Annotated in this window: 19 protein-coding genes and 1 other RNA gene; 12 read left to right on the top strand and 8 right to left on the bottom strand. The window is 43.1% G+C overall.

The genetic code is table 11. The features are described 5' to 3' along the window. Positions 1 to 171 precede the first annotated feature (171 nt). Positions 172 to 708 carry a deoxycytidylate deaminase gene (locus tag myaer_RS06965; protein ID WP_046661549.1) on the bottom strand — a complete coding sequence of 179 codons (537 nt, stop codon included), beginning with the start codon at positions 706 to 708 and terminating at the stop codon, positions 172 to 174. A gap of 427 nt (positions 709 to 1,135) precedes the next feature. Here myaer_RS06965 and myaer_RS06960 point away from each other — a divergent pair, with 427 nt between their 5' ends. The 5 genes from myaer_RS06960 (at position 1,136) to myaer_RS06940 (ending at position 5,201) form a co-directional block, all read left to right on the top strand. After that, a complete protein-coding gene (locus myaer_RS06960; RefSeq protein ID WP_046661548.1) occupies positions 1,136 to 1,864 on the top strand; it encodes an energy-coupling factor ABC transporter permease in 729 nt (242 codons plus the stop codon). Between the two features lie 28 nt (positions 1,865 to 1,892). Then, positions 1,893 to 2,216 carry a PDGLE domain-containing protein gene (locus myaer_RS06955; RefSeq protein ID WP_046661547.1) on the top strand — a complete coding sequence of 108 codons (324 nt, stop codon included), beginning with the start codon at positions 1,893 to 1,895 and terminating at the stop codon, positions 2,214 to 2,216. A gap of 118 nt (positions 2,217 to 2,334) precedes the next feature. Then, a complete protein-coding gene (gene cbiQ, locus myaer_RS06950; protein ID WP_046661546.1) occupies positions 2,335 to 3,108 on the top strand; it encodes a cobalt ECF transporter T component CbiQ in 774 nt (257 codons plus the stop codon). 14 nt (positions 3,109 to 3,122) lie between these two features. After that, positions 3,123 to 3,899 (top strand): energy-coupling factor ABC transporter ATP-binding protein, encoded by a 777-nt coding sequence (locus myaer_RS06945; RefSeq protein WP_046661545.1) that lies wholly within the window; start codon positions 3,123 to 3,125, stop codon positions 3,897 to 3,899. A gap of 111 nt (positions 3,900 to 4,010) precedes the next feature. After that, on the top strand, positions 4,011 to 5,201 hold the full coding sequence (locus myaer_RS06940; RefSeq protein ID WP_046661544.1) for a HEAT repeat domain-containing protein: 1,191 nt from the start codon (positions 4,011 to 4,013) through the stop codon (positions 5,199 to 5,201). A gap of 378 nt (positions 5,202 to 5,579) precedes the next feature. Here myaer_RS06940 and myaer_RS06935 read toward each other — a convergent pair whose 3' ends face one another. Continuing rightward, the gene (locus myaer_RS06935) at positions 5,580 to 7,820 is read right to left on the bottom strand and encodes a glycoside hydrolase (protein WP_046661543.1); all 2,241 of its coding nucleotides are present in this window, start codon (positions 7,818 to 7,820) and stop codon (positions 5,580 to 5,582) included. A gap of 335 nt (positions 7,821 to 8,155) precedes the next feature. Between myaer_RS06935 and myaer_RS06930 the strand changes: the two genes are divergently transcribed. Next, the gene (locus myaer_RS06930; RefSeq protein ID WP_046661542.1) at positions 8,156 to 8,449 is read left to right on the top strand and encodes a hypothetical protein; all 294 of its coding nucleotides are present in this window, start codon (positions 8,156 to 8,158) and stop codon (positions 8,447 to 8,449) included. 79 nt (positions 8,450 to 8,528) lie between these two features. After that, positions 8,529 to 9,599, top strand: coding sequence for a WD40 repeat domain-containing protein (locus tag myaer_RS06925; protein WP_046661541.1), 1,071 nt, complete (start codon positions 8,529 to 8,531; stop codon positions 9,597 to 9,599). A gap of 16 nt (positions 9,600 to 9,615) precedes the next feature. On the opposite strand, the gene rnc is transcribed toward myaer_RS06925, so the two are convergent. Beyond that, on the bottom strand, positions 9,616 to 10,320 hold the full coding sequence (gene rnc / locus myaer_RS06920) for a ribonuclease III (RefSeq protein ID WP_046661540.1): 705 nt from the start codon (positions 10,318 to 10,320) through the stop codon (positions 9,616 to 9,618). Between the two features lie 105 nt (positions 10,321 to 10,425). Further along, an RNA gene (rnpB, locus tag myaer_RS06915) (RNase P RNA component class A) lies at positions 10,426 to 10,952 on the bottom strand. 294 nt (positions 10,953 to 11,246) lie between these two features. Here rnpB and myaer_RS06910 point away from each other — a divergent pair. Continuing rightward, positions 11,247 to 12,074 (top strand): alpha/beta fold hydrolase, encoded by an 828-nt coding sequence (locus myaer_RS06910; RefSeq protein ID WP_046661539.1) that lies wholly within the window; start codon positions 11,247 to 11,249, stop codon positions 12,072 to 12,074. On the opposite strand, the gene myaer_RS06905 is transcribed toward myaer_RS06910, so the two are convergent. Further along, positions 12,052 to 13,206 carry a histidine kinase gene (locus myaer_RS06905; RefSeq protein ID WP_046661538.1) on the bottom strand — a complete coding sequence of 385 codons (1,155 nt, stop codon included), beginning with the start codon at positions 13,204 to 13,206 and terminating at the stop codon, positions 12,052 to 12,054. The two genes, myaer_RS06910 and myaer_RS06905, sit on opposite strands and share 23 nt — an antisense overlap. A 147-nt stretch (positions 13,207 to 13,353) precedes the next feature. On the opposite strand from myaer_RS06905, the gene myaer_RS06900 reads away from it, so the two are divergent. Continuing rightward, entirely contained in the window at positions 13,354 to 14,943 is a 1,590-nt protein-coding gene (locus myaer_RS06900) for a glycoside hydrolase family 57 protein (protein WP_002801847.1), read from the top strand. 72 nt (positions 14,944 to 15,015) lie between these two features. On the opposite strand, the gene myaer_RS06895 is transcribed toward myaer_RS06900, so the two are convergent. Continuing rightward, entirely contained in the window at positions 15,016 to 16,554 is a 1,539-nt protein-coding gene (locus myaer_RS06895; protein WP_046661537.1) for a serine/threonine-protein kinase, read from the bottom strand. A gap of 503 nt (positions 16,555 to 17,057) precedes the next feature. Here myaer_RS06895 and cruF point away from each other — a divergent pair. Further along, positions 17,058 to 17,972 (top strand): gamma-carotene 1'-hydroxylase CruF, encoded by a 915-nt coding sequence (cruF, locus tag myaer_RS06890; protein ID WP_046661536.1) that lies wholly within the window; start codon positions 17,058 to 17,060, stop codon positions 17,970 to 17,972. A gap of 1 nt (position 17,973) precedes the next feature. Further along, positions 17,974 to 19,161 carry a 2'-O-glycosyltransferase CruG gene (gene cruG / locus myaer_RS06885; RefSeq protein ID WP_046661535.1) on the top strand — a complete coding sequence of 396 codons (1,188 nt, stop codon included), beginning with the start codon at positions 17,974 to 17,976 and terminating at the stop codon, positions 19,159 to 19,161. 162 nt (positions 19,162 to 19,323) lie between these two features. Here cruG and myaer_RS06880 read toward each other — a convergent pair whose 3' ends face one another. Together myaer_RS06880 and myaer_RS06875 are read right to left on the bottom strand one after the other, a co-directional pair. Continuing rightward, the gene (locus myaer_RS06880) at positions 19,324 to 22,902 is read right to left on the bottom strand and encodes an N-6 DNA methylase (protein ID WP_046661534.1); all 3,579 of its coding nucleotides are present in this window, start codon (positions 22,900 to 22,902) and stop codon (positions 19,324 to 19,326) included. 280 nt (positions 22,903 to 23,182) lie between these two features. Continuing rightward, positions 23,183 to 23,617 (bottom strand): peroxiredoxin, encoded by a 435-nt coding sequence (locus myaer_RS06875; protein WP_002736091.1) that lies wholly within the window; start codon positions 23,615 to 23,617, stop codon positions 23,183 to 23,185. Between the two features lie 196 nt (positions 23,618 to 23,813). Here myaer_RS06875 and myaer_RS06870 point away from each other — a divergent pair, with 196 nt between their 5' ends. Next, positions 23,814 to 25,610: an N-acetylmuramoyl-L-alanine amidase gene (locus myaer_RS06870; protein ID WP_046661533.1), complete on the top strand. Its 1,797-nt coding sequence runs from the start codon at positions 23,814 to 23,816 to the stop codon at positions 25,608 to 25,610. Positions 25,611 to 25,769 lie beyond the last annotated feature (159 nt).

Raw genomic sequence — 25,769 nt, 5'->3', positions numbered from 1 at the left:
CAGAATTGTGTAAGATGCAATGACTTAAAACTGTGTATCGAGAATTTTAGTACAAATGCTTGAACTTTCTCTCCTTGCTCCCAACTCCGGCACTCTGGTGCAGTCTTAACGAGTAATTTAGATAGTCAACAGCTGAGAGAGTTTTGCTGCTAATTAGCCTGATGACGAGAACTACCTGGGATCGATCGAAATGGGATTTAATAAAAATAAGGCCGCATGACTAGCCATTTCTTCTGATAAATAAATCTTTTTATATTTAATAATCCCCGTTTCTAGAAAAGAATCCCTTAAAATGGCTTTTGTCCCACTATTAAATTCCGCTTCGTAGAAAACTTCTTTAATTCCCGAAGAAATAATTAGTTTTAAACAGGAAATACAGGGTTCTAAGGTAACATAGATACTAGCTCCTTGGGTAGAAATACCGTGTTTGGCCGCTTGAGCGATCGCATTAGCTTCAGCATGAATTGCCCGAGAGGGAATTTCTCCAGATTCTCGACAGGTTCCCAAACCGGGATAACAAAAACCCTGGGCAGTACAATGAACCGTTCCCGATGGGGAACCATTGTAACCCGTGGCTAAAACCTGCCGATCTTTGACAATTACCGCACCGACGGGAAAAGCTAAACAGGTGGATCTGGTGGCGGCTAATTTAGCGATCATTAAAAAATATTCGTCCCAAGTCGGTCTTTTTTCTTCAGAGTTGATCACGGTTTTATACCAAGCTAGAAAAAGCGAAAAAGAGGGAGTTATCTCTGATAGCTTATCATTAGATGACCTCTAAACCAATTAAAGCACTGCCCTGACTACCGATCGCTTAGTCAATGTAGTCACCAGCCTCTTCTAACTGCTCACTGCTCACTGATTAATGCCTAGCATAAAAACGACAAAAAAATCGAAAGTTAATAATAATTTAAATAATTTGACGCTGGAGAATAATTGAGATTTTGGCCGATAGCTAAACCCTGACAACCAGAAAAATAACAGAAATTCTTAAGAAGCCAAAGGGGTTAAATCCCCAGAGAGAGCATTGTAGAATGAAGCGGTTAGTTATCTACTAGAAGATAGGACTTTTCCGTCCCAGCGAAACAATTCTCTTGAAATCTTTAACCCAAATTGCCAAGGAGACTGAGTTTTAATGTCTGTTAATTTTCTAGGATTTGGTTGGTTTCACCCTCTCCTGACCCCTTATCTCGCCCTCCATATACCCGACGGCTTTTTGAGTCCATCGGTGAGTCTATTTACTTGGATAATTGCCGTCGTCCTGATTAGCTTTTCTCTCAAAAAAGTGCGCGGTCACTACGCTGAACGGGCTGTACCTTTGATGGGAGTTTGTGCCGCCTTTATTTTTGCCGCCCAGATGATTAATTTTCCCATTCCGGGGGGAACCTCCGGACATTTGTTAGGGGGGACTCTGGCGGGGGTTTTACTCGGTCCCTGGGCGGGTTCTCTGGTGATGGCGGTGGTTTTTATTGTGCAAGCTTTATTTTTTCAAGATGGCGGTTTAACGGTTTTAGGGGCAAATATCGTCAATATGGGTCTGATCGGGACTTTTGGCGGTTATTATCTCTATCTGGGGATTAGAAAAGCCCTCGGTTTTCATAGTTGGCGCAGTATGGCGATCGCTGTTGCCGTCGCTGCTTGGACAAGTGTGGTGGTAGCCGCGTTGTTTTGCGCCCTGCAATTGGCTTTATCGGGGACTGTACCGCCTTTAGTCGCCCTTTTTGCCATGTTATCTTGGCATATCCTCATCGGTATCGGGGAAGCGGTGATTACCGTTTTCGCTGTCGGTTATATCTGGCGAACCCGTCCCGATCTCCTCTACGATCCGCCCCATTCCGTTAATACTTCTGTTTCCCCTTCCTAAGCTTCTCGTCAATAAAGCAATTAAGTCGATGAATATTCGCAGAAATAGCCAATTTTTTCTGATTGGCTTAGTATTATCCCTAATTATCGCCGTTTTTCTTTCTCCCTTTGCCAGTCCCGATCCCGACGGACTCGATCGAGTGGCGGAAGACTTGCAATTTAGCGAAAAAGAAGACCCTAACGCCCTCGGTGGTCAATTACCCTTCGCCCGAATTTTTGATGGTTATGCCCTCAAAGGTGTTCCCCAAGGTGTGGCCACTCCCCTCGCCGGTTTTCTGGGAACTCTTGCCACTTTCGGCATCGCTTGGGGTATCGGTAAATTAATCATTCCAAAATCCAAAAATCAGGAGTAAGGAATCAGGAGTCGGGAGTGGGGCATTTAGCTGAAATTTCCCCAAATCCCTAAACCCCTAAACCCCTAAATCCCCTTTCTAACTGATAACTGATCACTGATAATTGATCACTGAATAAATGCTACACATTGCCACTTTTTCTCGCGAAAATGAGCGCCAAAATTTTGGTTTTTGGCAGAAACTCGCGCCCCATACCCGGGTTTTAACCACTCTTTTGTTAGTTTTTGCCACAGCCTTAACGCCGAATGGTAGCTGGGAAACTTGGGCGATTTACGGATTAGGATTAATTATTTTAATTCTGATCAGTCGGGTGACTATTCCCATACTTTTACAAAGAGTAGCGATCGAATTTGTCTTTATCGGTGTGGTTTTATTAGGAACCCTTTTTCGCGATGGCGGGGAAATTCTTTGGTCTTGGGGATTTTTGCGGATAACTAGCGAGGGATTGCTAGTTTTAGGCAGTGTCGCCCTAAAAGCTTTTCTCTGTCTTTGTACGGTCAATATTCTGGTTTTAACGACAGCAATTCCCGACCTGTTGCAAGCATTAGTTACCCTGAAAACTCCCCCTTTATTGGTGGCAATTTTGGCTTCTATGTACCGTTATCTAGCTGTTTTGATCGCTGAATTTAATTCCATGCGAAGGGCAGCAATTGCGCGCAATTTAATGAGTAGTCCCCGATGGCAACGGTTGCTAGTGGGACATATAATCGGCGCTTTATTTATCCGTACCTACGAACGTGGCGATCGCATTTATCAAGCCATGTTATCGAGGGGTTACACCGGTTCCTTGCCTTCTGTACAGGTTCCCCAAAACAAGCTGAACGATTATCTAGCTATAATTGGCATAGTAATTCTGATCCTCTGGGGTCAAATGGTACATCTACTCAGGTAAAAGTCTCGTTTTTCATGCACCACAACCCGATTTTTATTGAAAACCTAGTTTATACCTATCCTGACGGTACAGAAGCGTTAAAGGGTATTAATTTAGCCATTGAAGCTACGGAAAAGGTGGCTTTGGTAGGGGCCAATGGATCGGGAAAATCCACCTTATTACTGCATTTTAACGGTATTCTCCCGCCGCAAACCGGTAGAATCACCATCGGTCCGTACCAAGTTAAACCGGAGAATTTAGAAAATATCCGCAATTTTGTCGGTTTAGTCTTCCAAAACCCCGACGATCAGCTATTTATGCCCACTGTCTGGGAAGATGTGACTTTTGGACCGATGAATCAGGGTATTCGGGGAGAGGATTTAAACCATCGCTGTCATCATGCTTTACACGCGGTGGGATTGGATTCCCAGCATTACGGCAAGAGAAACAGTCAGAATCTATCGGGGGGTGAAAAAAAACGCGTGGCTATTGCGGGGGTTTTAGCCATGTTGCCGCAGGTATTAGTTTTTGATGAACCTAGCGCCCAACTGGATCCCCGGTCCCGTCGGCAATTAATACAACTGTTGGCCACTTTACCCCAAACCCAGGTGATCGCCACCCATGATCTCGATCTGGCTTTAGAACTATGCGATCGCACGGTGGTGTTAAGTCGTGGTCAGGTGGTAGCAGCGGGAGAAACCGCTAAGATTTTAAGTAATCGGGAATTTTTGGAACAACACGACCTGGAAACACCCCTTTGTTATAGTCGTCCCTACTGTGCGATCGCTGATGCCCCCTCTACTGATGTCTGATGCACAATTTGGAGATTTATTATCGGTTTCTTGCATTATGAGAGAGGACAAAAGCGAGAAAGTCTGACATTCTTGAGATAGGTAGCACGAAAATCGAGGCCATTTCTCACGATGCAAGCTCTGCTAGAAAAAGCTCAGATAGCGTTGAATAAAAAGGACTGGGAGACAGTAAACGCCAGCATACAGCGACTTTTAAACCAAAAAGATGCGATTGAACCGATTATTAACGATGAAATCCTCGATTTAGCCCTAGAAGCCTTACAAAAATGCGATTTTCAACAGCGATGGGAGATAGCGAAACTATTTCCCAAAATCGGCAAATCAGCGATCGCTCCTTTAATTGCCCTGTTAGAATCCGAGGAACAAGATGGGGAAATGCGCTGGTTTCTGGCGAGAATTCTCAGTCAATTTGACGATCGAGCCTGTATTCTCGCTCTCAGTCAATTATTGCAAAGATCGGAGGAGGAGGAACTCAGCCAAATGGCTGCGGCCGCTTTAGCCAATATCGGCAGTTCTGCCATCTCTAGTTTAGGACAATTACTGTCCGACTCGAACAGGCGTTTTTTAGCCGTACAAGCTTTATCACAAATTCGCCGGCCAGAAATTATCGAACCTCTGTTAACCGTAGTTAAGGATCAATCTAGCATCATTCGAGCCATGGTGATCGAAGCTTTAAGCAGTTTTCACCATCCCCAGATTACTGCGATTATCTTCGATGCTTTACAGGATCCGGCCATCGATGTGCGACGGGAAGCAATTAAAGCTAGTAGTTACCTGGGGCCAAATTATCCCCAAGCAGATTTAGTTAACCATCTGCAACCGCTCTTATTCGATATCCACCTCGATATCTGTCAGGAAACGGCGATCGCTCTCGGTCGTATCGGCACAGCAACCTCAGCTAAAGCTTTAAATCCACTGCTGCAATCTTCCTTAACTCCCGATAGTTTAAAATTAACTGTAGTGCGAGCCTTGGGCTGGATCGAGGATGAGGAAGCTTTAAATTACCTAGAAAAGGCTTTATATAGCGAAAATGTCTTGATTTGTCGGGAAATTATCGCTATTCTCGGCCGGCAAACCTCCCAGAAATTACGCCGACAAGCAGGGGAAATTCTCGGTAATTTTTATCACTCCCATCCCGCGATCCTCGCTCATACGGCAGTTAAACAGTCTCTAGCGATCGCTTTAGGAGAATTAGATCGGGACAATAAAAGTATTTTGCTGACTTTAGCAGCCGATGGGGAGGCGATCGTCCGTCTCCATGCTCTCAGCGCCCTGAAAAAGCTAGATCATGGGAATATCTAGCTAATTTACCGCTGCACAGATGTGGTGAATTTGTCAGTGATCCGCATCCATTTCCCCAAGGATAGCGTTTAATTTCTCCTGCGCTTCTTGAGCAAATTGGGCATTAATGGAAAAATTGAGGCTCTCTTATTCTTTGTGTGATAAGTTTAACTTATATATTAGTGATCGATCTTTGTGTCCTTTGTGTCTCTGTGGTTCGTTCCACTCACTGCCCCAAGACTGTATCTTAGAATACATTTTAGCCACCAAACCTAAGAGAGCCATCTATCTGATTAGTTAAAGCTAAAACATATCTTTCTATTACTGATCACTTACTAATAAATGATTCTAGCTGATAACTGATTACTGATAACTGATCACTGATAACTGATCACTGATTTAAGGTCTTTGCAGGAAGATTAATTCTTCAACGGGGAGGAAATCATAGTATTGACCTTGATTGGCTAAAACTGCGATTAAATGGAGACGAGCATCGGGTTCAATGTGTAATCCTTCCCAGGGGACAGCAATTTCCAAACATTGATTAAAAGAAGCCTTGGCACTACTAGGAACTCGTTGCCAAGTAAAATACTCTTGAGCGACTTCTAACCAAGTAAATTCCGTGATTAAATTAACTCCTAGATGATGATGATAACCGTAATCGAGGGGCGATCGAGGGGGAATATCTGTTAGGGGAATTGGACTTTGCAGACGATGGACTTCGTCATAATACCAATATAAATGTACTTCTGCGGGAATTTCTTCTCCTAAGTTTGCCCCCGGTTTCCAATCGAAACGCAGATAAAAATTGAGGTGATCCCAACCGAAAAAGAGTCTTTGCACTAAGGAAGTCCGGTGCATTGTACCACTGGCGCCGCCAATTTCGATCCGTCCGGCTTTATCCCAATCCTGTTCGTCCCCAAAACCGTCGATAATGGGGTGAATGAAAGCCATCGGACGATTACTTTGTTTATCACCGTGTTCTTCCACCGGTTCGAGCAAATAGGAGGGAATTGGCTCATTTAAAGCTTGATAAAGAGTGATCAGGTGTTCGCGGAAAAGTTGATCAAAAATTGCGTCATGATTGGAAGAATGGCCATAACCAAACCACCAAAACCAATCGGAACCCTCCGCTGCATACAATGCTTCCCACGCGTCGGGGTTATTATCTTCCGTCGCTTCCGGGTGATTAGCGAGGGTTTGACGGGCTAAAATTAGATATTCCCAAGCTTTATTTTTAGCGGGATCGCCGATCCAAGTGGTAAAATTGGCATCGATCCAAGAGCCGCTATGAAGTTGATGGCTGGGGATTTTTGCATTAGCCGGAAAGCGATCGAGATATTCCGAGACGGTGACTAATTCGATCGCTTGGTGGTCGCTTAAAAGTTGATAAAGGTTCTCTAGGAAGGGTAAACCGTCTTGATGATAGTTTTCCCAACAGTTTTCGCCATCTAGCGCAATGGTAACTAACCAGGGTTTTTCTAGGGTCGTTGTTTCTGCGTTGGTTTTCAGTTGTTCGGCGATCGCTTCTAGGTGTTTAACTAAGTCTGTAGCGGCCTCGGTTGCTTTCATGCCACTATAGCTAAATCCGATCAGATCCGAGAGACGATGATCGCGGAAAACCATCGATAAATTGCCGTTGCTAGTTTCCAGACGGTAGGGACGATAAAGCAATTCTGGTTCGCTAATATTGCCTTTTTCGTCGCGATGAAAGTAATGTCCCAGGGACCAACCTAACACCCCCTCATCGGAACATAACCACTGAAAACCCTGTTTAGCGACAGCGGGGAGAATCGCAGGACTAACGGATTGTTCCGAGGGCCAAAGTCCTCGAGGATGTTTATCAAAGCGATCGATATAGATTTGCCAAGCTTTCTGGAGATGGCGCGAAATATCTTCAGGATAGCGGAAATATTGCCGAGGAAGGGTCATATTCGGCACTGCTACCCGGCCGGCTTCCGAGTTGGCCAGCAGGGGTAAAATCGGATGGGTGTAGGGACTGGTAATGATTTCTAGTTGTCCGGTTTCCTGCATTAACCGGTGTTGTGGCAAGATACGACGCAGAATTTGACGCTGTTTGGAGATAATTCGCTGGCGATCGCTTAAATTGAAATTTTTTCCCTGTTCTAACCAGGCTGCGATTTCCGGGTCACTGTGAAAGATAGGATCGATCCAAGCGAGGTTATGCCAAGCCAAGAGATCGCTATAATCTTGCAGATTCCAATGGCTAATACACCAACTATGACCGTTTTCTTGACGCTGTGCGTATAATTGGGCGTAACGGGGGTGCGGATCGATCAGGGTACGATGGTTAGCATCGAAAAAGTGTTCGAGGATAAAGTGTTTTTGTGCCAGGGTTAACTGCGCTTCTGGGGTGACGGTGAGGGCAAGATAGGGGTCTATAGCTAGTCCGTTGACGTAATCCTCTAATTGCAGGATTAAAGAGGGGACAAGATTAACAGTTTGGTGTAATTTGGGAAAACGTTCTAGAATTAGGATTAAATCGAGATAATCTTTCACCCCATGCAGTCGCACCCAGGGTAAACGATATTGTCCCGAAGCGTCACTGCTAGTTTGAGAGGATTTGTAGAGGGGTTGATGTTGATGCCAAATAAAAGCGACGTAGAGAGGATAGGCCATGATAATACCGAGAAAAAGTGCATATAACAAGCTTTTTGTCCGTTATTTGGATGATAATAGACAATAAAGCCCATTCTAGATTCTTAAAAGTTGATTTCGGTTACTACCATAATCCTATCAACTGGTTTTGAGGGGGTATCGTCTCTTTGTATTTGTTAAAGGATCGGCTCCTCTAGTGGTAATTATTTCCAGTTCAGCACTAGAATCCCTAATACTATTTTTCTTACTGATTACTGATTACTGATTACTGAAAATCCCCCATCACCCGATCGACAACATTTTTCAGGGTGATAGGATAAGCTGGAATTATCGAAACCGTAGAAATAATAGATAAAATGAGTAATCTCCTCTGGCCGCGTTTTCTCAAGAAAGCTTACCGTCAAGAACCAATAACCAGCTTTATCTTTACCGCAGCGGCAGTAGATGTCATCATCGGGGTTCTAGGACAAAGATGGACACTGCTATCTTTAGGGGCAACGATTATGGCGATCGCTGTTTTGTCCCGATGGCAACAGAGCCAAAAAAGCAAGGCAATCAACAAAGAAGAAGCAGCAAGATATTATTTACCGCCCCAATCAGGTCAAGTGGCTTTACCAACCCTGAAAAACGAAAAAAATCGACCTTCTTAGCTCAAAAATCTGACCTTGCTTGGCAGTCAATCCCCTCAAAGGCTAGAATCTATAGCACCGTTAATATTCAACTAAATTTATGAAATTCCGATTTATAGGTGGGGAGAAACTTGTCGGGGCAATTGTGGTCACTGTCTTAACCACGCTGACAATCGGAGAACATCAGCTTAGTCAGGCCCAAAGTCCCATTGCACCCCCTAAACCCGCAGCTGCAAGTGGCGAAAAAACCCCAGAAACTATCCTAGTAGAAGGTTTAGGCAGACTTACCCTCGCTAAAACCCTAGAAGGGCAACAATCCACCCCTAATGCTGTGATTTTCAGCCCCGATAACCAATTGGTTCTCTCTGGTGGTAGTGATAGCGATCCTCTCCTGAGAATTTGGTCAGTAAAAACAGGGGAAAAAGTTTCCCAAACTCGCGCCCAAAGGACCAGCGTCAAAGCTTTAGCCATTAGTCCCAACGAAAGATTATTAGTTAGTAGCGGTTTAGATGGTTCCATTAATTTTTGGAATCTGGTGGAAGGGAAGTATTTAGGAATTGCCCTCGAACACGGTAATACTGTCCTCGCCCTTACCGTTACTCCCGATGGTAAAACGTTAATTAGTGGTGGTTTGGAAGGAATTCGCCTCTGGACAGTGCAACCCCCCCGCCGTCCCCTCTATCGTTTAAATTGGGTGGGTAATTTTGTTTATTCCCTAGGGGTGAAATCCGATGGTGTCACCCTTGCCAGTGGTCATGAAAACGGTGAGGTAAATTTTTGGGACATCCGCGAGGGCAAATTTTTGTCGAAATTTGCCGCCCATCCCCAAGCGGTGAGCAAGCTTTTATACACTCCCGACGGTAAAAATTTAATTACGGGTAGTTTAGACCGCTCGATTAAAATCTGGGATACGAGCAATAATCAGTTATTATTTACTCTCATTGGTCATACGGCCCGAATTCGCTCCCTGGCACTCCATCCTAACGGACAAATTCTCGCTAGTGCCAGTAATGACGGTGTGCGTTTATGGGATGTGACGACGGGTAAACAGTTGGCCTGGTTTGATAATAATTCCGACTGGGTGGAATCCCTAGCTTTTAGTCCCGATGGGCAGTATTTGGCTAGTGGTAATTATGATTTTAAAATTCGCCTCTGGCAATTCGTCCGTTAGGCAAAAATTCCTTTATTTAGCCTTTAACCACTTCTAGAAAAGCCGATTTCGCCGCTGCCTGTTCCGCCGCTTTTTTGCTTCTGCCTGTTCCCACTCCTAATTTCTGCTCATTTAACCACACTTCCGCACAAAAACGTTCTTGATCTAAACCATTGATTTCTTTTACTAAATATTGCGGCAGTTTTTTGTATGTTGCTTGTGTCCACTCCTGCAAGGCATCCTTATAATTCTGTCGGGCCGGATCTCGACGAATTTCGGCCGCTTTTTCCCTTAGTGGTTCATCTAGCCAAGAACGCACTAAAATCATTGTCTGTGTACTAAGATATAATGCTCCCAAGACCGCCTCAAAAGCGTCTGCTAGTCGGGAAATTCGCCCCGCTTGATCGATACTCGTACTACTTGATACCAACAAATAACGCTCGAAACCGTAGCGATCCGCAAATTCCGCCAGAGTGCGATCGCTAACCATCATCGATCGCAGGGCGGCAAATTCTCCCACTAGCTCCTCTGGATAGGTTTCTAACAATACCTCCGCCGCTACGAGTCTTACCACAGAATCGCCTACAAATTCCAATTGTTCATAATTCTTATCACGCGAAACACTGGGATGAGTTAGAGCTAAATCTAATAAATCCCACCTGACGGGGACATCAGCCGATAAACCCAGCTTTTCCACTAGGGTTTTTAATTGTTTTTGGCGACGCGGATCACTTAAGGACATGGGAGCGGGAATTATAAATTATGAATTATGAATTATGAATTGGGGAGCTTTTTTTCAATGATCAGTAAACTGATAACTGATAACTGATAACTGATAACTGATAAAGGAGAGAGTCAGACATAAGCCGAATTCTGTATTTCCCAACGGCAGTAAAATCGCTTTTACCTTTGTTGGAATAGAGGTTATCTATCTGGGATAATTGTTACCAATTATCTCAAGCGGTTCCTAAGAACGGGACAGGAAAAAGACCAACCTTTGTCCCTCCACCTTGCTCCCCACCGGGGTTTACCGAGCCAGTACCTCTCGATACTGCTGGTGCGCTCTTACCGCACCTTTGCACCCTTACCCCCAATCAGTTATCAGTTATCAGTTATCAGTTATCAGTGGAAAGTTATCAGTGAAAAGTTATTAGTTATCAGTGAATTTACTTTCGTTACTGTTTACTGATCACTGTTTACTGGACGGCTACGCCGTGCCTTTGGCAACACTAAAAAAAGGAGGCGGTATTTTTCTGTGGCACTATCCTCACGCTCACGCGCACTGGACGTTATCCAGCAAGTGTGGTCTTTCGGGAGTTCGGACTTTCCTCGGAATCATTGATAAAATGATTCCGCAACCTCTAGACCAACTCTCTCCTATTCTCTAGTATGACTTACCAGAGACTCGATCGCTCATATATCCTAGTCAATAATCAGTGATCAGTAAACAGTAAACAGTGAAAAGACAGCAGGAAACTGCTATTTAGGGTTTGCGGCAAAAAGTTTTTCTTTCCCCCTGATCGCTCCCAGTCCGGTACTTTTTGATTGACAAAAAGTCTAAAAGTCTTACCCAACAAGGTTTTTAGATTTATTCAGCAGACCCTATTTAATACTGCTCACTTAAAACTCAAATCTGATAACTGATAACTGATAACTGATAACTGCTCAATGTCGATCGCTCTAAACGTTAACATCAAAGGTAATGGCTATCCGATCCTCTGTCTGCACGGTCATCCCGGTTCGGCAGCCAGTATGTCTGTATTTACCGATCATTTTTGCCAACGCTGGCAAACCCTGGCCCCGGATCTGCGCGGCTACGGTAAAAGTCGTTATCGCCTGGATTTTCAGCTAGAAGAACATCTAGAGGATTTAATCGAGCTGCTCGATCGCCAAAAAATCCAGCAATGTTTAATTCTCGGGTGGTCTTTGGGTGGTATAATCGCACTGGAATTAGTATTGCGGTATCCCGATCGCTTTGCCGGTTTAATTCTAGTGGCCTCGGCCGGACGGCCTTGGAGTAGTCATCCTCCCATCACCACCACAGATTTAGTTTTGACGGGGATAGCGGCAATTCTCAATCAGATCAAACCGGGATGGCGTTGGAATATTGATACTTTTGCCCGTCGTTCCCTGTTTCAGTACCTTTTTTCACAACATCAAGCGATTGCCTATCAATATCTCGCTCAAGATGCTGTTCCTGCCTACTTAGGCACTTCTCCAGCTGCTGATCGCGCTTTAAATCGGGCTTTAAAAAAAGGTTACAATTGTTTAAAATCTCTTGACAAAATCACGATTCCCTGCTTAGTTCTGGCGGGGGCAAATGATCGCCATATTACCAGTGCTTCTAGCCAAGAAACAGCCGAAAAACTAAAACTGTCTCAGTGGAAATGTTACCCAGATACGGCCCATTTGTTCCCCTGGGAAATCCAGGACTTAGTTTTAGGGGACATTGATCATTGGTTAGGGGAGCATTTTAGCGATAAACTGGCAGGGTGAAGTGAAAACTACTGCCGTGGTCAGGGACACTATCCACCCAAATTTGACCGTAGTGGGCGCGAATAATCTTACGACAGACCGATAAACCGATGCCATAACCTTCTTTACCCTCATCCCGTTTGAGACGCACATGACCCTCAAAAATATGCTCTTGTTTTTCTTCGGGAATGCCGGGACCGGTATCACTGATGCTCACTTGTACTTTTTGAGTAGTACGATGGAGAACAGAAAGGGTAATTGCGCCGCCGGCGGGGGTATACTTGATCCCATTCTCCAAGAGATTAATAATCACCTGTCGGATTAACTCCTCATCAGCATAGACGGGGGGCAAATCTTGGGGGATATCGCTTTGGAGAGTTAAAGTCTTTTCCTGAAAAGTATCGGTCAATTGAGACAAAATTTCCTGACAGAGGGATTGCAGATAAAATTTACTCTGTTGGAGAGTGAATTGCGCCGCCATGCTCTTAGAAGCTTGCAGAATATCCGTAATCAAACGGTTCATAATCCGGAACTGTTTGCGGGCCTGTTGGTGCAGTTGTTCTCGTAATTGCAGACTGCGCTCCGTATCTGGTTGATGATAGGCTAATTCGAGGGTTTCCACAGCGATGGAAGCGGCGGTGAGAGGACTGCGTAAATCGTGGGCTAACATAGCCAAAATTTGGTCTTTAAATTTCAACTGTTCTAATAATTCTTCCTTTTCCTGTTTGAGACGAAAAACCTCATCGGCGATGCGGATGAGTTCGCCCGAATGTTCCACCTCTTGAAGTTGTGCATCCTCAGCGTGATTATTTTTGACCTCCTCTTTAATCGCTTTTTGCCAACGTACCAACCATTTTTTAAACTGTTCCACCAGATTACTGCCCGCGAGGGTATGACGGGGACCAGGGGCGATTTTGACCAAGGCAGGGGTAGCTACAAGGCGAAAATGTTCGACTAAATGAGGTTCCTGGCGAATTTCGATGATCTGTAGGTCAATCGGGTAATCAGACCTTAAAGACTGGAGATAGGCCTGAATTTGACGGATAATTTCTTGAGAACTAGGACGGTCATCAACAAAGAGCAAAAGTTGAATCGAGAGAGGCGTTGTCGTCTCTCTCCCTAAAGCAGTCAGTGGCTCGTTAGATGGGAGCATCGGAAAATTAGTAAACCTAGGGATTGACGAGATCGATCGATCATCGATCGACTTTTATCATATTCTTTATTGTAGAAGCTTAAGATAGTATAAAATCTACTCAACCTAATCTTAAAGTTTTATTCCTTAATTCTAAGAAGAAATCCTATGGCTTTTGGCTATGTTGCCCTAGTTCTCCACGCTCATCTCCCCTTCGTCCGCCATCCCGAAAGCGATTACGTCCTCGAAGAAGAATGGTTATACGAGGCAATCACAGAAACCTACATCCCTCTGCTGCAAGTTTTTGAAGGTCTCAAGCGGGACGGTATCGATTTTAAAATGACCATGAGCATGACTCCGCCTTTGGTGTCAATGCTGCGGGATCCGTTACTGCAAGAGCGTTATGAAGAACACTTAGGTAAGTTAGAAGAATTAATTGCTAAAGAAATCGACCATAATCAACATAATGGACATATTCGCTACTTAGCCGAATATTACGCTGAATCCTTCCAAAGTATCCGACAAACTTGGGAAAAATACGATCGAGATCTGGTCAAAGCATTTAAACAATTCCTCGACAGTAATAACCTAGAAATTATCACCTGTGGTGCGACTCACGGTTATATGCCCCTGATGAAAATGTACCCACAAGCGGTCTGGGCGCAAATTGAGGTGGCCTGTCAACACTACGAGGAAAATTTCGGTCGTCGTCCCAAGGGCATTTGGTTGCCAGAATGTGCCTACTACGAAGGGGTAGAAAGAATGTTAGCCGATGCGGGCATTCGTTACTTCCTCGTCGATGGCCACGGTATTCTCTACGGTCGTCCTCGCCCCCGTTACGGCAGTTACGCGCCCATTTTCACGGAAACCGGGGTGGCTGCTTTCGGTCGTGACCACGAATCTTCCCAACAGGTCTGGTCTTCCCAGGTCGGTTATCCGGGGGATATAGTTTATCGGGAATTCTATAAAGATTTGGGCTGGGAAGCGGAATACGAATATATTAAGCCCTATATCATGCCCAACGGTCAACGCAAGAATATAGGCATCAAATACCATAAAATTACTAGCCGGGACGGTGGTTTATCGGAAAAAGGGCTTTATGACCCTTACTGGGCCAAAGAAAAAGCCGCCGAACACGCGGGCAATTTTATGTATAATCGCGAGCGGCAAGTGGAGAGTTTAGCGGGAATTATGGGCCGTCCTCCCCTGGTTGTTTCCCCCTACGATGCCGAGTTATTCGGTCACTGGTGGTATGAGGGACCCTGGTTTATCGATTTTCTGTTCCGCAAGTCCTGGTATGACCAAAATATCTACCAAATGACCCATTTAGCCGATTATCTCCGGGCTAACCCGACTCAGCAGGTCTGTCGTCCTTCCCAATCCAGTTGGGGTTATAAGGGTTTCCATGAATACTGGCTGAATGAAACTAACGCTTGGATCTATCCTCACCTACACAAAGGCACGGAACGGATGATTGAATTAAGTCATCACGAAGCGGAGGATGAATTGCAGGAACGGGCTTTAAATCAGGCGGCCCGGGAGTTATTATTAGCGCAATCTTCTGACTGGGCCTTTATTATGCGAACCGGTACAATGGTTCCCTATGCTGTCCGGCGCACTCGTTCCCACCTGCTGCGGTTAAATAAAATCTATGAAGATGTGAAATCGGAGAAGATTGACTCCGGTTGGTTGCAAAAAGTCGAGGAAATCGATAATATTTTCCCCAATATTGATTACCGTGTCTATCGACCTCTGTAATCTGGGTGAGTAGTATAGATAAAAAGGGGGTTAGTTAATACCCCCCCGATTTGATTTTTTAGAAAGTTAAATTTATGTGTCTTGGGCTAATTCTGAGGCTAATTTGGCCAAAATTTTGGGTTTAAGTTCATCAAGTTTCCGTTTTAACGTCCGCTTGCTAATTTGCGGGCTGCCCACTGGGGCTAATTGACTATCTCTCACCCATTGCTGCAAAATTTGGCATTGATTGGGAGGAATATTAGCGGTGATCACATTTTCACAGATATGGCCGCCTTCGAGGGAGAAAAATAAAATCCAGTATTGACCGGTTTCGCCGAGGGTTTTGGTCATTTTTTGACCCTGGGGGGTTTTTAAGTCCAAATAACAGGGCAACCAGCGGGGCCCCTGTTGACGATGATAGAGGACAGTAATCCAGAGAATCATCGGGTGGGGTGTGGGTAAAAAGAGGAATTGATTATAACGGACACTAGCAACCCGAACGGGGATATCTTCTCGATCCAACATTACCCATAAACTGGCAAAAACGCCGTCAGCAGCCTTGATACAGCGTGGGAAGACGATTTTTTGGCGCGGTTTATCCTCGGGCCAACTGGACTTGAGACAGATATCCTTGGTACTAGGGACAGCAACACTGGTTCGATCTAAATCATCAAGGGTTTTAGTTTTGGTGGTGTAATCGTCGATTTTTTGGACTATTTCACCGATACGATTCAATTTATTGGGTTGATTATTTTTGACTAGGGGTTCGAGTCGTTCGAGAAGTTGTAGTATATCTGTAACACTTTGCGGTCGATCGCTGGGTGCTTTGGCTAAACAGCGCAGGATTAACTGTTCTAATTCTGGCGGTAATTGCAAGCTAGGATTAAAGGCACGGGGTTCAGCGTAGTGGTGAACCTCATACCAACCGCCAAAGGAGGAATTATCGGGAAAAAGGGGTGTTTCTCCCGTGATCATCTCGTACATCACGATGCCGAAACTGTAGATATCGGAACGATGATCGAGTTCTTTACCTTCCATCTGTTCTGGGGAACAATAGGCTAAGGTTCCCATAAACGATTGGGTTTGGGATTCTCCCGATTGGATGAGTTTAGCGATGCCAAAATCGAGAATTTTCACCAATTCCCCTAATCCTGAGTCCTGAATCACGATAATATTACTAGGTTTGATGTCCCGGTGAATAATCGGACACATCTCGCCTTGGAAGATAATACCCTTATGGGCGCATTCGATGCCGAAACAAATCTGACGGGTGAGATTGAAAAAGCGCGGGAGGGGCAGCGGGTGATATTTGATGATTTCTCCTATGCTTTCCCCCTGCAAAAATTCCATGACGTAGAAGGGGACTTCCTTTTCATCTACACCATAATCACGAACTTTAACAATATGAATACTTTTTTCGCCTAAAAGTGCCGAAATAGTTGCCTCTCGCTCGAAACGCTCGCGCATTTTTTTGTTGAGGAGAGTTTGCGAGAGGAATTTCACGGCGACGGTTACGCCACCTAAGAGTTTATCTTCCGCTCGATATACTTGTCCCATGGCACCGCTACCGATCAACTCGACCAGTTGGTATCGATTGGCAAGTAGGCGCCGATGTCTAGATTCTGCCGACATAACTAGGCTACCGTTTTAATTATAGTGAGTCTGGTGGAGAGAGTTTTTTTTAAGAACCGCTGCAATTCCAGGGTGATCGAGAGGACTTAACCTTAGAATGCCCTTTTTTTAGGCTAAAAGCATGATTGTTAACATCTATTTTCAGGTATTTTTAGTCATTGCGCCTTGCATAATTAATTTTTGGGGGTCGAAAAACTGAAAAAACTAACTATAAAATAGCATAAAATCTCTAAATAGACAATTTGATTGATTATTATTCGTTCTTGATTCTCCTGACTTGAAAGAGGGTGTGGGGTGTAGGGTGTGGGGAAGGAAACCTCTTTCATCTGTGGGGGTGAAAATTTTTTCATCGGGACTGCCTAGGGACTCCTAAACCACCACTACAGGAAACTCCCTAACCCCCCTAAAACTTTTTTGCCGAAAGTGACCGATCTGCGTAATAATTCTTTAATAAAGATTTGTAAACTTGAAAATGATTATCCTTTCGCAGTGCTAGAGATTTAATGAGACGACTAATTGCGATCGAAAAAGCTCTGCTCATCGGTCATATTGTATCGATGGCTTTTGGACTAGCGGGATTGTTGCTAGTCTTGCCTCATCCCGAATTTGTGGCCAATTTACCGGATTTTGGCAAAACCGCCTTTGCTTGGTCAATGGCCGGGGGGGGTGTGGTGTATATGGTGTTAGGAATGGCAGCGGTGGCTGTTTATGCCTATCGGACTCTAGGAGTGTGGCACTGGTTAGGATTCATGGTTCCCGCTATCAGTTTATCCCTTTGTAGCGAACTATTAGGAACCAGTACCGGCTTTCCTTTCGGTCATTATCGTTATCTTTCGGGCTTAGGTTACAAAATTGCGGGTTTAGTACCCTTTACCATCCCCCTATCTTGGTTTTATCTCGGTTTTAGTGCCTATATCATCGCTCGCGTTGGTTTATCCACTCTTGCTATACCCCAATGGCTACAAAATCTAGGAGCGATCGCTATCGGGGCGGTATTATTAACTTCCTGGGATTTTGTCCTAGATCCGGCCATGAGTCAAACTACCATGCCCTTCTGGATTTGGGAACAACCGGGGGCCTTCTTTGGGATGCCCTATGAAAATTTTGCCGGTTGGTTCGGTACAGGCTGTGTTTTTATGACGGTAGCCACTTTAATCTGGCAAGTGCAACCGGTGAAACTGCCAAGTCAAGATTTAACCCTACCTTTTGTGATGTATTTGGGTAATTTTGGCTTTGCTACGGTCATGAGTATGGGTGCTGGTATTTATCCGCCGATTTTCCTAGGATTACTCACCGGTATTCTGCCTTTAATACTCCTCTATAATCGCGCCAAGACTGTTGCTTCCGGGCAAACAGTGGCAACCAGCGAAGTAACAACCCTAAAAATCCCCGTTGTTTCGGTGAGAGGAGCCAAATAAGTTGTTAACTGAGATAATTCTCGGTGCATTCTGCCTGGGGCTACTGCTGTCTCAGGCTGTTGCATTTTTTATCCTTCTTTCCCGTCTGCTAAAAGGGGCGCGTCGTCGTCCTCCCCTGACTCCCCAACCTGCCACCCCAGAAATGTTAGGGACAGTAAGCGTGATTGTGCCGACGTTAAACGAAGTGGCCAGGATTGACGGTTGTTTACGGGGATTGAGTCAACAGAGTTACGAAGTGCGAGAAATTCTGATTGTCGATAGCAATTCCCAAGATGGTACGCGGGAAAAAGTCAAGGAGATGGCGGCAAAAGACCCCCGCTTTCGCTTGAAAACCGATTATGCTTTGCCTCCCGATTGGGTAGGTCGTCCCTGGGCGTTACATAATGGTTTTTTGTTTAGTTCTCCTGAAAGTGACTGGATTTTGGGCATTGATGCCGATACCCAACCCCAAGCAAATTTAGTCGCCAGTTTAGTTAAAGCTGCGATCGCAGAAGGTTATGATTTAGTTTCCCTGTCGCCGCAATTTATCCTCTCCTATCCGGGAGAATGGTGGTTACAGCCGGCTTTATTGATGACTTTGCTCTATCGCTTTGATGCGGCCGGAGTGCGCGGGCAAGATCCCGAACGAGTCATGGCCAATGGTCAATGTTTTCTCTGCCGCCGGTCAGTTTTAGCGGCTTTAGACGGTTATAGCGGGGCAAAAGGTTCTTTTTGCGATGATGTCACCCTGGCCCGTCTAGCGGCAACGAAAGGCTATCGGGTGGGATTTCTCGATGGGGCGAAGTTGATTCGCGTGCGGATGTACGAAGGACTTAAGGAAACTTGGCGCGAATGGGGCAGATCCCTTGACCTCAAAGATGCCTCCTATCAGGGGCAATTATGGGGCGATTTAGCTTTATTAGCTCTTACTCAGGGATTACCGATAATTATCACTCCTTTACTGCTCACAGCTTTGATTTTTGGCTACAATTTCCTGAGTTTACAAATTGTTTTGACTTTAAACCTGCTGCTGTTATTGATTCGTTTTGCCCTTTTATTGGCTGTCTCTCCTAGTTACTATCGGGGCGAAAAAGTCAATCTATCTTCGGGATTATTTTGGCTATCTCCCCTCGCAGATCCGCTGGCAGTTATCCGCATTTTTATCTCTGCTTTTACCCGTCCCCAAAGTTGGCGCGGTCGATTGTATTAAAAATATGGCTCTCTTAGGTTTGGTGGGTAAAATGGATTCTAAGATACAGTCCTGTTGGCGAGGGAGTGGAAGGAACCACAAAGACACAGAGGACACAAAGATCGATCATATTGTAAGTTAAACTGATCACACAGAACCTAGAAGAGCCGATAAATTAGGCTTTTAGTCATCACCTAAAATCATGGCTTCGACTTCCTGTTTAGCTTTTTCTAGGTCGTCTTTGGCTTGTTGTTGGAGTTGTTTGGCTTGATTACGAATTGCCGTGATATGCTCACTAATTTCGATTTGTTTTTCAAGAGGAGGGAATGGAATAAGTATTTTTCCTAAAGCTATTTGATTGATTTCTGGAATAACACCTCCATTATTTTCCCTAAAAATCTCCAATTGACCGACTTTACTACGGAGAAATGCTTCAGCATATTCTGGAACAATAATGTTTATATCAAGCTCAACTTTAAAAATATGAGAACTTAAAATTGCATTTTGTATTTCTGGCTCTACTCTACTAATCAAGCCTAATGAACCTGAACGAGAAACTAAAAGACATCTTTCATTTAAAATTATCCTAGATGGAATTTCAGTGACATCAACATATCGAGGAGAGTTATTGTTAATATCATATTTTCCTAAATCTGTAACTCTTAAATAACGAAAACCTCTATTAGAATAATTTCTTATTTCTACACCATTCTGAATATCAGAAGATAAATCTCTTAATCTATTGATAGGGTATTTTCCATTTAAAACTGATTGTTTTAAGAGTTCAAAAATATTTTTATAGTAGTAAGAATCAAACCTATCGCCTGATACCTCGCTTAAATTACGGATAAAAACTCGGTTTTGAATAGTGTTTTCTTCGGGTTCGGGTAACTCAATCCCCAACTCGCCTAACAGATAATCATCAATACTTTCAAGTAATTGCTGTGCCTCTAATTCTTTTTGTTTTTTAGCCGCATAAGCATTCTCCATTGCTAAGATAATTTTATTTTGTTTAGAAATAGAAAAATTAGGTATGAGAAAAGAACCTACTTCCTCAAGATTTAAATTTGCTCTTGCAACTGGTCTTTTGATTCGATCAATTACTTTTTGACCGATTGGTGTAAGCAAAAAAGCTCTGACAAATTCTGGCTTGAGATTTTGTTTTAATCTAACAGCCGCAATCGCCTGATTAATATTAGAATCTCTTGCATCTTGATAGATTCCTACTTTTCCTATCGTAGCCCCAACAATAGCGATCAAGAGATCATTTTTTTTAAGTTGTGAACCTTTCATAATGCCATTATGAATATCTGGCTTTATATATAGTAATTCGGAAAAATTAATATTACCATTTTCTAAAAAGTCACCACTTCTTATAAAAGGTATCCCTACATTCATTTCACAATAAGCATCACCTCCACTTTTCGGAGTAATTCCAGAAAATATAGATAAACTTTGATGAGCTAATTTAGTACAACCTATTTTTTGTAATTTTATTTCATTCTCTATAAATTTTGGCTCGTAAAAATGTGGATCGAGTCTTCCTTCTAATCCTTGTAAATTAACCAGAAAAATTTTATCTTTATCCACATCAAGACTTAAAAAAAAACTATCTTTTGCTGACTCTATCGACTCAATAAACCGCGCAAGCTCCCGACCAATAAAATCTAACTCATTATTATTAGTCGGTTTACCCGTTGCATCATAACCAATATCTTCGGCAATTGCCATAAAAATCGGATAATCTTCGATTACCTTTTGCTTTTCCTCCGCATACTGATCACTCAAAGACTCCTTTAAAGCCTCAATTTGGTCATTATATTCCGCCGTGACCGACTTTTTCCACTCCTTATAAAGCTCCGAATCCGTCAACGCTTTACCGGACAAATTTTGAGCATTATCAAAACCTCGTAACTCCTTTAAATGCCGCTTCTTATTATTTTCAATCTTATCCAATAACTTTAAATAATCATTGCCTTGCTTAATTTGATCCTGTAAAGCCAGTTTAGCCTGTTGAATACTTTCCGTTACTGCTTGCGAATGCTTTTTCAAAAATAAAACCGAACTTTTAACCCCCGCTCCCGTTGCAGAAAAAGCCGTCTGAGGCATCGAAACCACCGCCACAATGCGATATTTTTCCTCGATTCCCTCCCTGACATACTGCAAACTTGAATTAGTCAAAATACCATCAGGAACCACCATCGCTAAATAGCCACCTTCCTTTAAAAAACGATGACATTGCTCAAGAAATAAAACTTCTGTACTTTGGCTGTCCCGCTCCGTTGTCCTACTTTTAGGATTTAACCAATCTACCGCCTTCATCGCAAAGCTATATTGGGATATATAAGCCTGTTCCGTTTGTTTAATAACCGAACCAAAAGGCGGATTAGTAATAACAAAATCAAAGCGATTATATGTAAAGCCTTTATTTTCTGTCCGTTTAATTAAATCTTCGCTATCGCGTAAACCATCCGCCGCAATTACATTGGTATGACCATCATCATGGATAATCATATTCATTTTGGCAACCCGAGCAATCTGTTCATTAATTTCAATGCCAAACAAATTACTCTGAGCAAAATTATGCCAATGCTGATAATGTTTGTTATATTCTTTCGGATCCGTTTGATAATTGGGATAGTATTCATCAGCTTCCCTACGAACCTTCTCTAACGCATGAAGCAGAAAACCACCGCTTCCACAAGATGTGTCTAAAACTAAAGAATTGTGCTTGATGGGTAGCACATCCACAATAAACTTAACAATTGGTCGAGGTGTAAAATACTGCCCAAAATCTCCGCGAAAAAATGACCCCATAAACGTCTCAAAAGCGCGACCCTTACTATCTAAGTCTGTTTCGCCTAAATTAATACTTTCCAAATAACCCACCACCGTCCGCAACTTCTCTGGACTTAAGCGAATATCATCCTTAAAAACTTCTGCATCTGCTCGACGACCTTCTTCATATAAAGCCTTAATGCGCTCACTTAATTGCTTATTTTCCCGTTGCTTTCTTTCCTCCTCTTTTTCATTAGCTTTAGGAGCAACACTAAAGATCTGAAAATCGTAGGGTTCCCCTACCTTGCGAGCTTTCTTTTCATCCCAAATTTTACAAAAAATTAGCTTATCTAACTCGTCAAAAGCTTCCGAGGGATTCAACTCTCCCCCTCCCCATAACGATTGATGAGCCTGCTTAAAACGACGGGTTAACTCATCCTCTGTAACTACTGTTAACTCAAATAACTTTTGTCCATTAGAAATACCACCACCTTTAGCATATTTAAAACGCGCTAATGTTTCCACTCCCGATTGTGGAATATCAGTGATAGTAATTCTTTCCTTTGGCTTTTCTGTTGGTACTTGATAATATTCATCTTTAATACCGGAAGTTATCCAAACATATTTCGCTCCTTCCGCCACCGCATAACTAAAACCCTGCTCTACTGCCTGAGTAAATTCTAATTCTGAAACCTCTTGTTTTTTACATTCAACAACGATATGAGGGGATTTATGCCCATCATCATTATAAACAATAATATCCGCTTCTTTGGTCGATGATCCCATTACTACGGGAACAAATAACCGAATCCGCTTTTGAGCATAACCATAGGTCAAAACTAACTTTAAAAAAGTCTCAGCCTGTACCTGTTCTTCAGGATTGCTATAATTGCGCTTTTTATTTTGATTAATATAGGTAATATATTTCTCCTCATCATCTAACTTAATTAAGCCTTTTTTTATTCCTTCTTGAATTAAACTCATAAGCGTCTGATGGCCGATTCATTGACTGAGATAAAAAAATTATAATATTAACAGGGTATTTCAGACAACCTACTGTTTAGCCGGTTAAAACCGAGGAATATAATTAAAAAGATGACGCATGACCACAAACTCCCAACAAATAACCCTGACGCTCCACCGTCCTCACCTGAGCTTGTCAACCCTTTTTAGACGAAAGACTCACCACCAACTGCGGAAAGGGGAGATAAATATCGGGTGTATTAGGTTCCCCTAACACACCCAGAAAAGATTTTAGGAAAAATTAACCGACCACACAGAGAATATCCGATGCGTGACTAGCGGTATTCACTTTGTCATCCATATAGCTAATTTTGCCTTCCGCATCGATGATATAGGTGACGCGCTTAGAATAGCCACCACCATCGACATCATAAGCTTTGGTGATAGCACCATCGGTATCTACGAGCAATTGGAAGGGTAAACTGTATTTTTCTTTAAATTGTGCATGGGAACCCTGGTCATCCCTGCTCACCCCGAAGACTACTATTTCCTTGTCTTGGTATTGTTCGTAGTTATCCCGGAAGCTTTGCGCTTGCTTGGTGCAGCCGGGGGTGTCATCTTTGGGATAGAAGTATAAAACTACGACTTTACCTTGAAAATCCGACAGGGAAACGGTTTTTCCAGTATCGTCGGTGGTGGTAAAGTTCGGTGCGATTGTTCCAACGGTTAAAGCCATAACTCCGATTCCTTTACAAAAGTTAATCTATATTGATCATAAGGGATGAGGGTCAAAAACAGGGAGAGGGGAGAAGAAGTCAGAGCATTTGTACTGAATTTCCTGATCAGTTTAAATACAGTACAACTGAGAAGACGAACAACAAACCTCTAGAATTTGTCCTAGGATAATATTTGTCAGCTAAGAGGGGGATAATATGGGGCCATTCTGGTTAAAAGTGAGAACTTTTGGGCAAAATATCTTAATTGGTTTAGTTTTAGTGCTATTAATCGGTTTTTATGACAGCATCAGCGCTAAATCTACCTCATTAATGATTGTTTATCCCCCCGATAATCATCAAACCACGGCCTCGAAAATCTTTTTTATTGGTTCTGCTCCTCCATCGGGTCAAGTTTTGCTTAATAATCAACCGATTCAACGCAGTGCTAAAGGATATTTTGCCCCTAGTTTTCCCCTACAAGTTGGCGAAAATAATTTCACTATTCGCTATCAAAACCAAACTATTAATCGTCAAATAATTCGTCTAGATACTCAGTCCGTTATTCCCCAAGAATTAGCTTTTGCTGATAACTCTCTCAGTCCTTCTGTCCATAGGACGAGGTTAGTGGGGGAATGGATTTGTTTTAGTGCGATTGCCACTCCCCAAGCTCAGGTTTCTGTGCAGTTAGGAGATAAAATCTTACCTCTTTTACCCCAAACTCAAACTACAAAACTGCCTAGTAATGCCGCAGTTTTAACTAATCTTAATCAAGCGAATTCCGAGGATAAAACTGGTTACTATCGAGGTTGTCAGCAGTTTAAGCAAGAGGCTAACTTAGGAAAACCTATTTTTACAGCACAATTAAATAATCGCTCGATTAGTCAACAAGGTCAAGGAGAAATTAACATTATTAGCGATCAAAATTTACCAGTGATTGAAATTATAGCGGTCCAAGGGGTAGCTCGCACGGGGCCGGGTAGTAATTATTCCCGTTTAACTCCTTTACCCCAAGGCACAAAAGCGAGAGTCACTGGGAAAGAAGGGGATTGGTTACGGTTAGATTATGGTGGTTGGATTTTAGAGCGAGAAACCCGTTTAATAGTTAATGAGGTCTTAGATAATGCTAATATTCGCGGTCTCTCTTCTCGAAGTATCAATCAAGCAACGGAAATTATTTTCCCCCTCTCCCATCCTGTACCCATCGCCGTGAGACAAGAGGATGATAAATTTATTTTGACTCTTTATAATACCATTGCCCAAACCGATACAATTTTTCTGGTGGATAATCCTTTAGTAAGACGTTTAGATTGGCGACAAATCAACCCGAATACGATAGAATACACTTTTAATCTTAACCAAAAACAACAGTGGGGTTATAGTCTTCGTTACCAGGGGACAAATTTAATCTTAACCCTGCGTCATCCCCCGGAAAACAGAGCTAATTTACAGGGCAAAGTTATTTTATTAGATCCAGGACATGGAGGTAAAGAAACCGGTGCTGTCGGTCCAACGGGTTACACGGAAAAAGAGATTAATTTGCTTATGTCTAAATTAATTAAACGGGAGTTAGAAAAATTGGGGGCAACAGTTTATTTAACCAGAGAAACGGACATCGAACTATCCCTACCGGCACGGGTAGAGATGATTAATAATCTACAACCAACCCTAGCACTATCGGTTCACTATAATGCTTTACCCGATGATGGAGATGCCTTAAATACCCAAGGAATTGGCATATTTTGGTATCATCCCCAGGCAGCGGATCTATCGGTTTTTCTCCACGATTATTTAACCAAAAATCTTAACCGTCCTTCCTATGGAGTATTTTGGAATAATTTGGCTTTAACTCGTCCCTATAGTAGTCCTTCATTGTTATTAGAGTTAGGATTTATGAGTAATCCTCAAGAATTTGAATGGATTACCGATACTCAGGCACAAAAACAATTAGCGCAGGTTTTAGCCGCCGGAATTAGCCAATGGTTTCAACAATCTGGGGTAATTGCTTCCAGTTAAAATTTAATGGCAATCGGAGGGAGATAAGCTTAAATCTTTATGAAAAACAAGCCCTAGCTGAAAAGCTGGTGATAGGATTTGCTGGAGTTTTTATCTTAATCTGAGTAAATTAAATCAAGTCGATGCAAAAAATGTTACCAGTGAACAGCGATCGGACAA

It is taken from the genome of Microcystis aeruginosa NIES-2549 (assembly GCF_000981785.2).
Classification (GTDB): Bacteria; Cyanobacteriota; Cyanobacteriia; order Cyanobacteriales; family Microcystaceae; genus Microcystis; species Microcystis aeruginosa_C.
The sequence above is the reverse complement of the archived record's forward strand: the minus strand, read 5'-3'. Positions and strand labels throughout refer to the sequence as shown.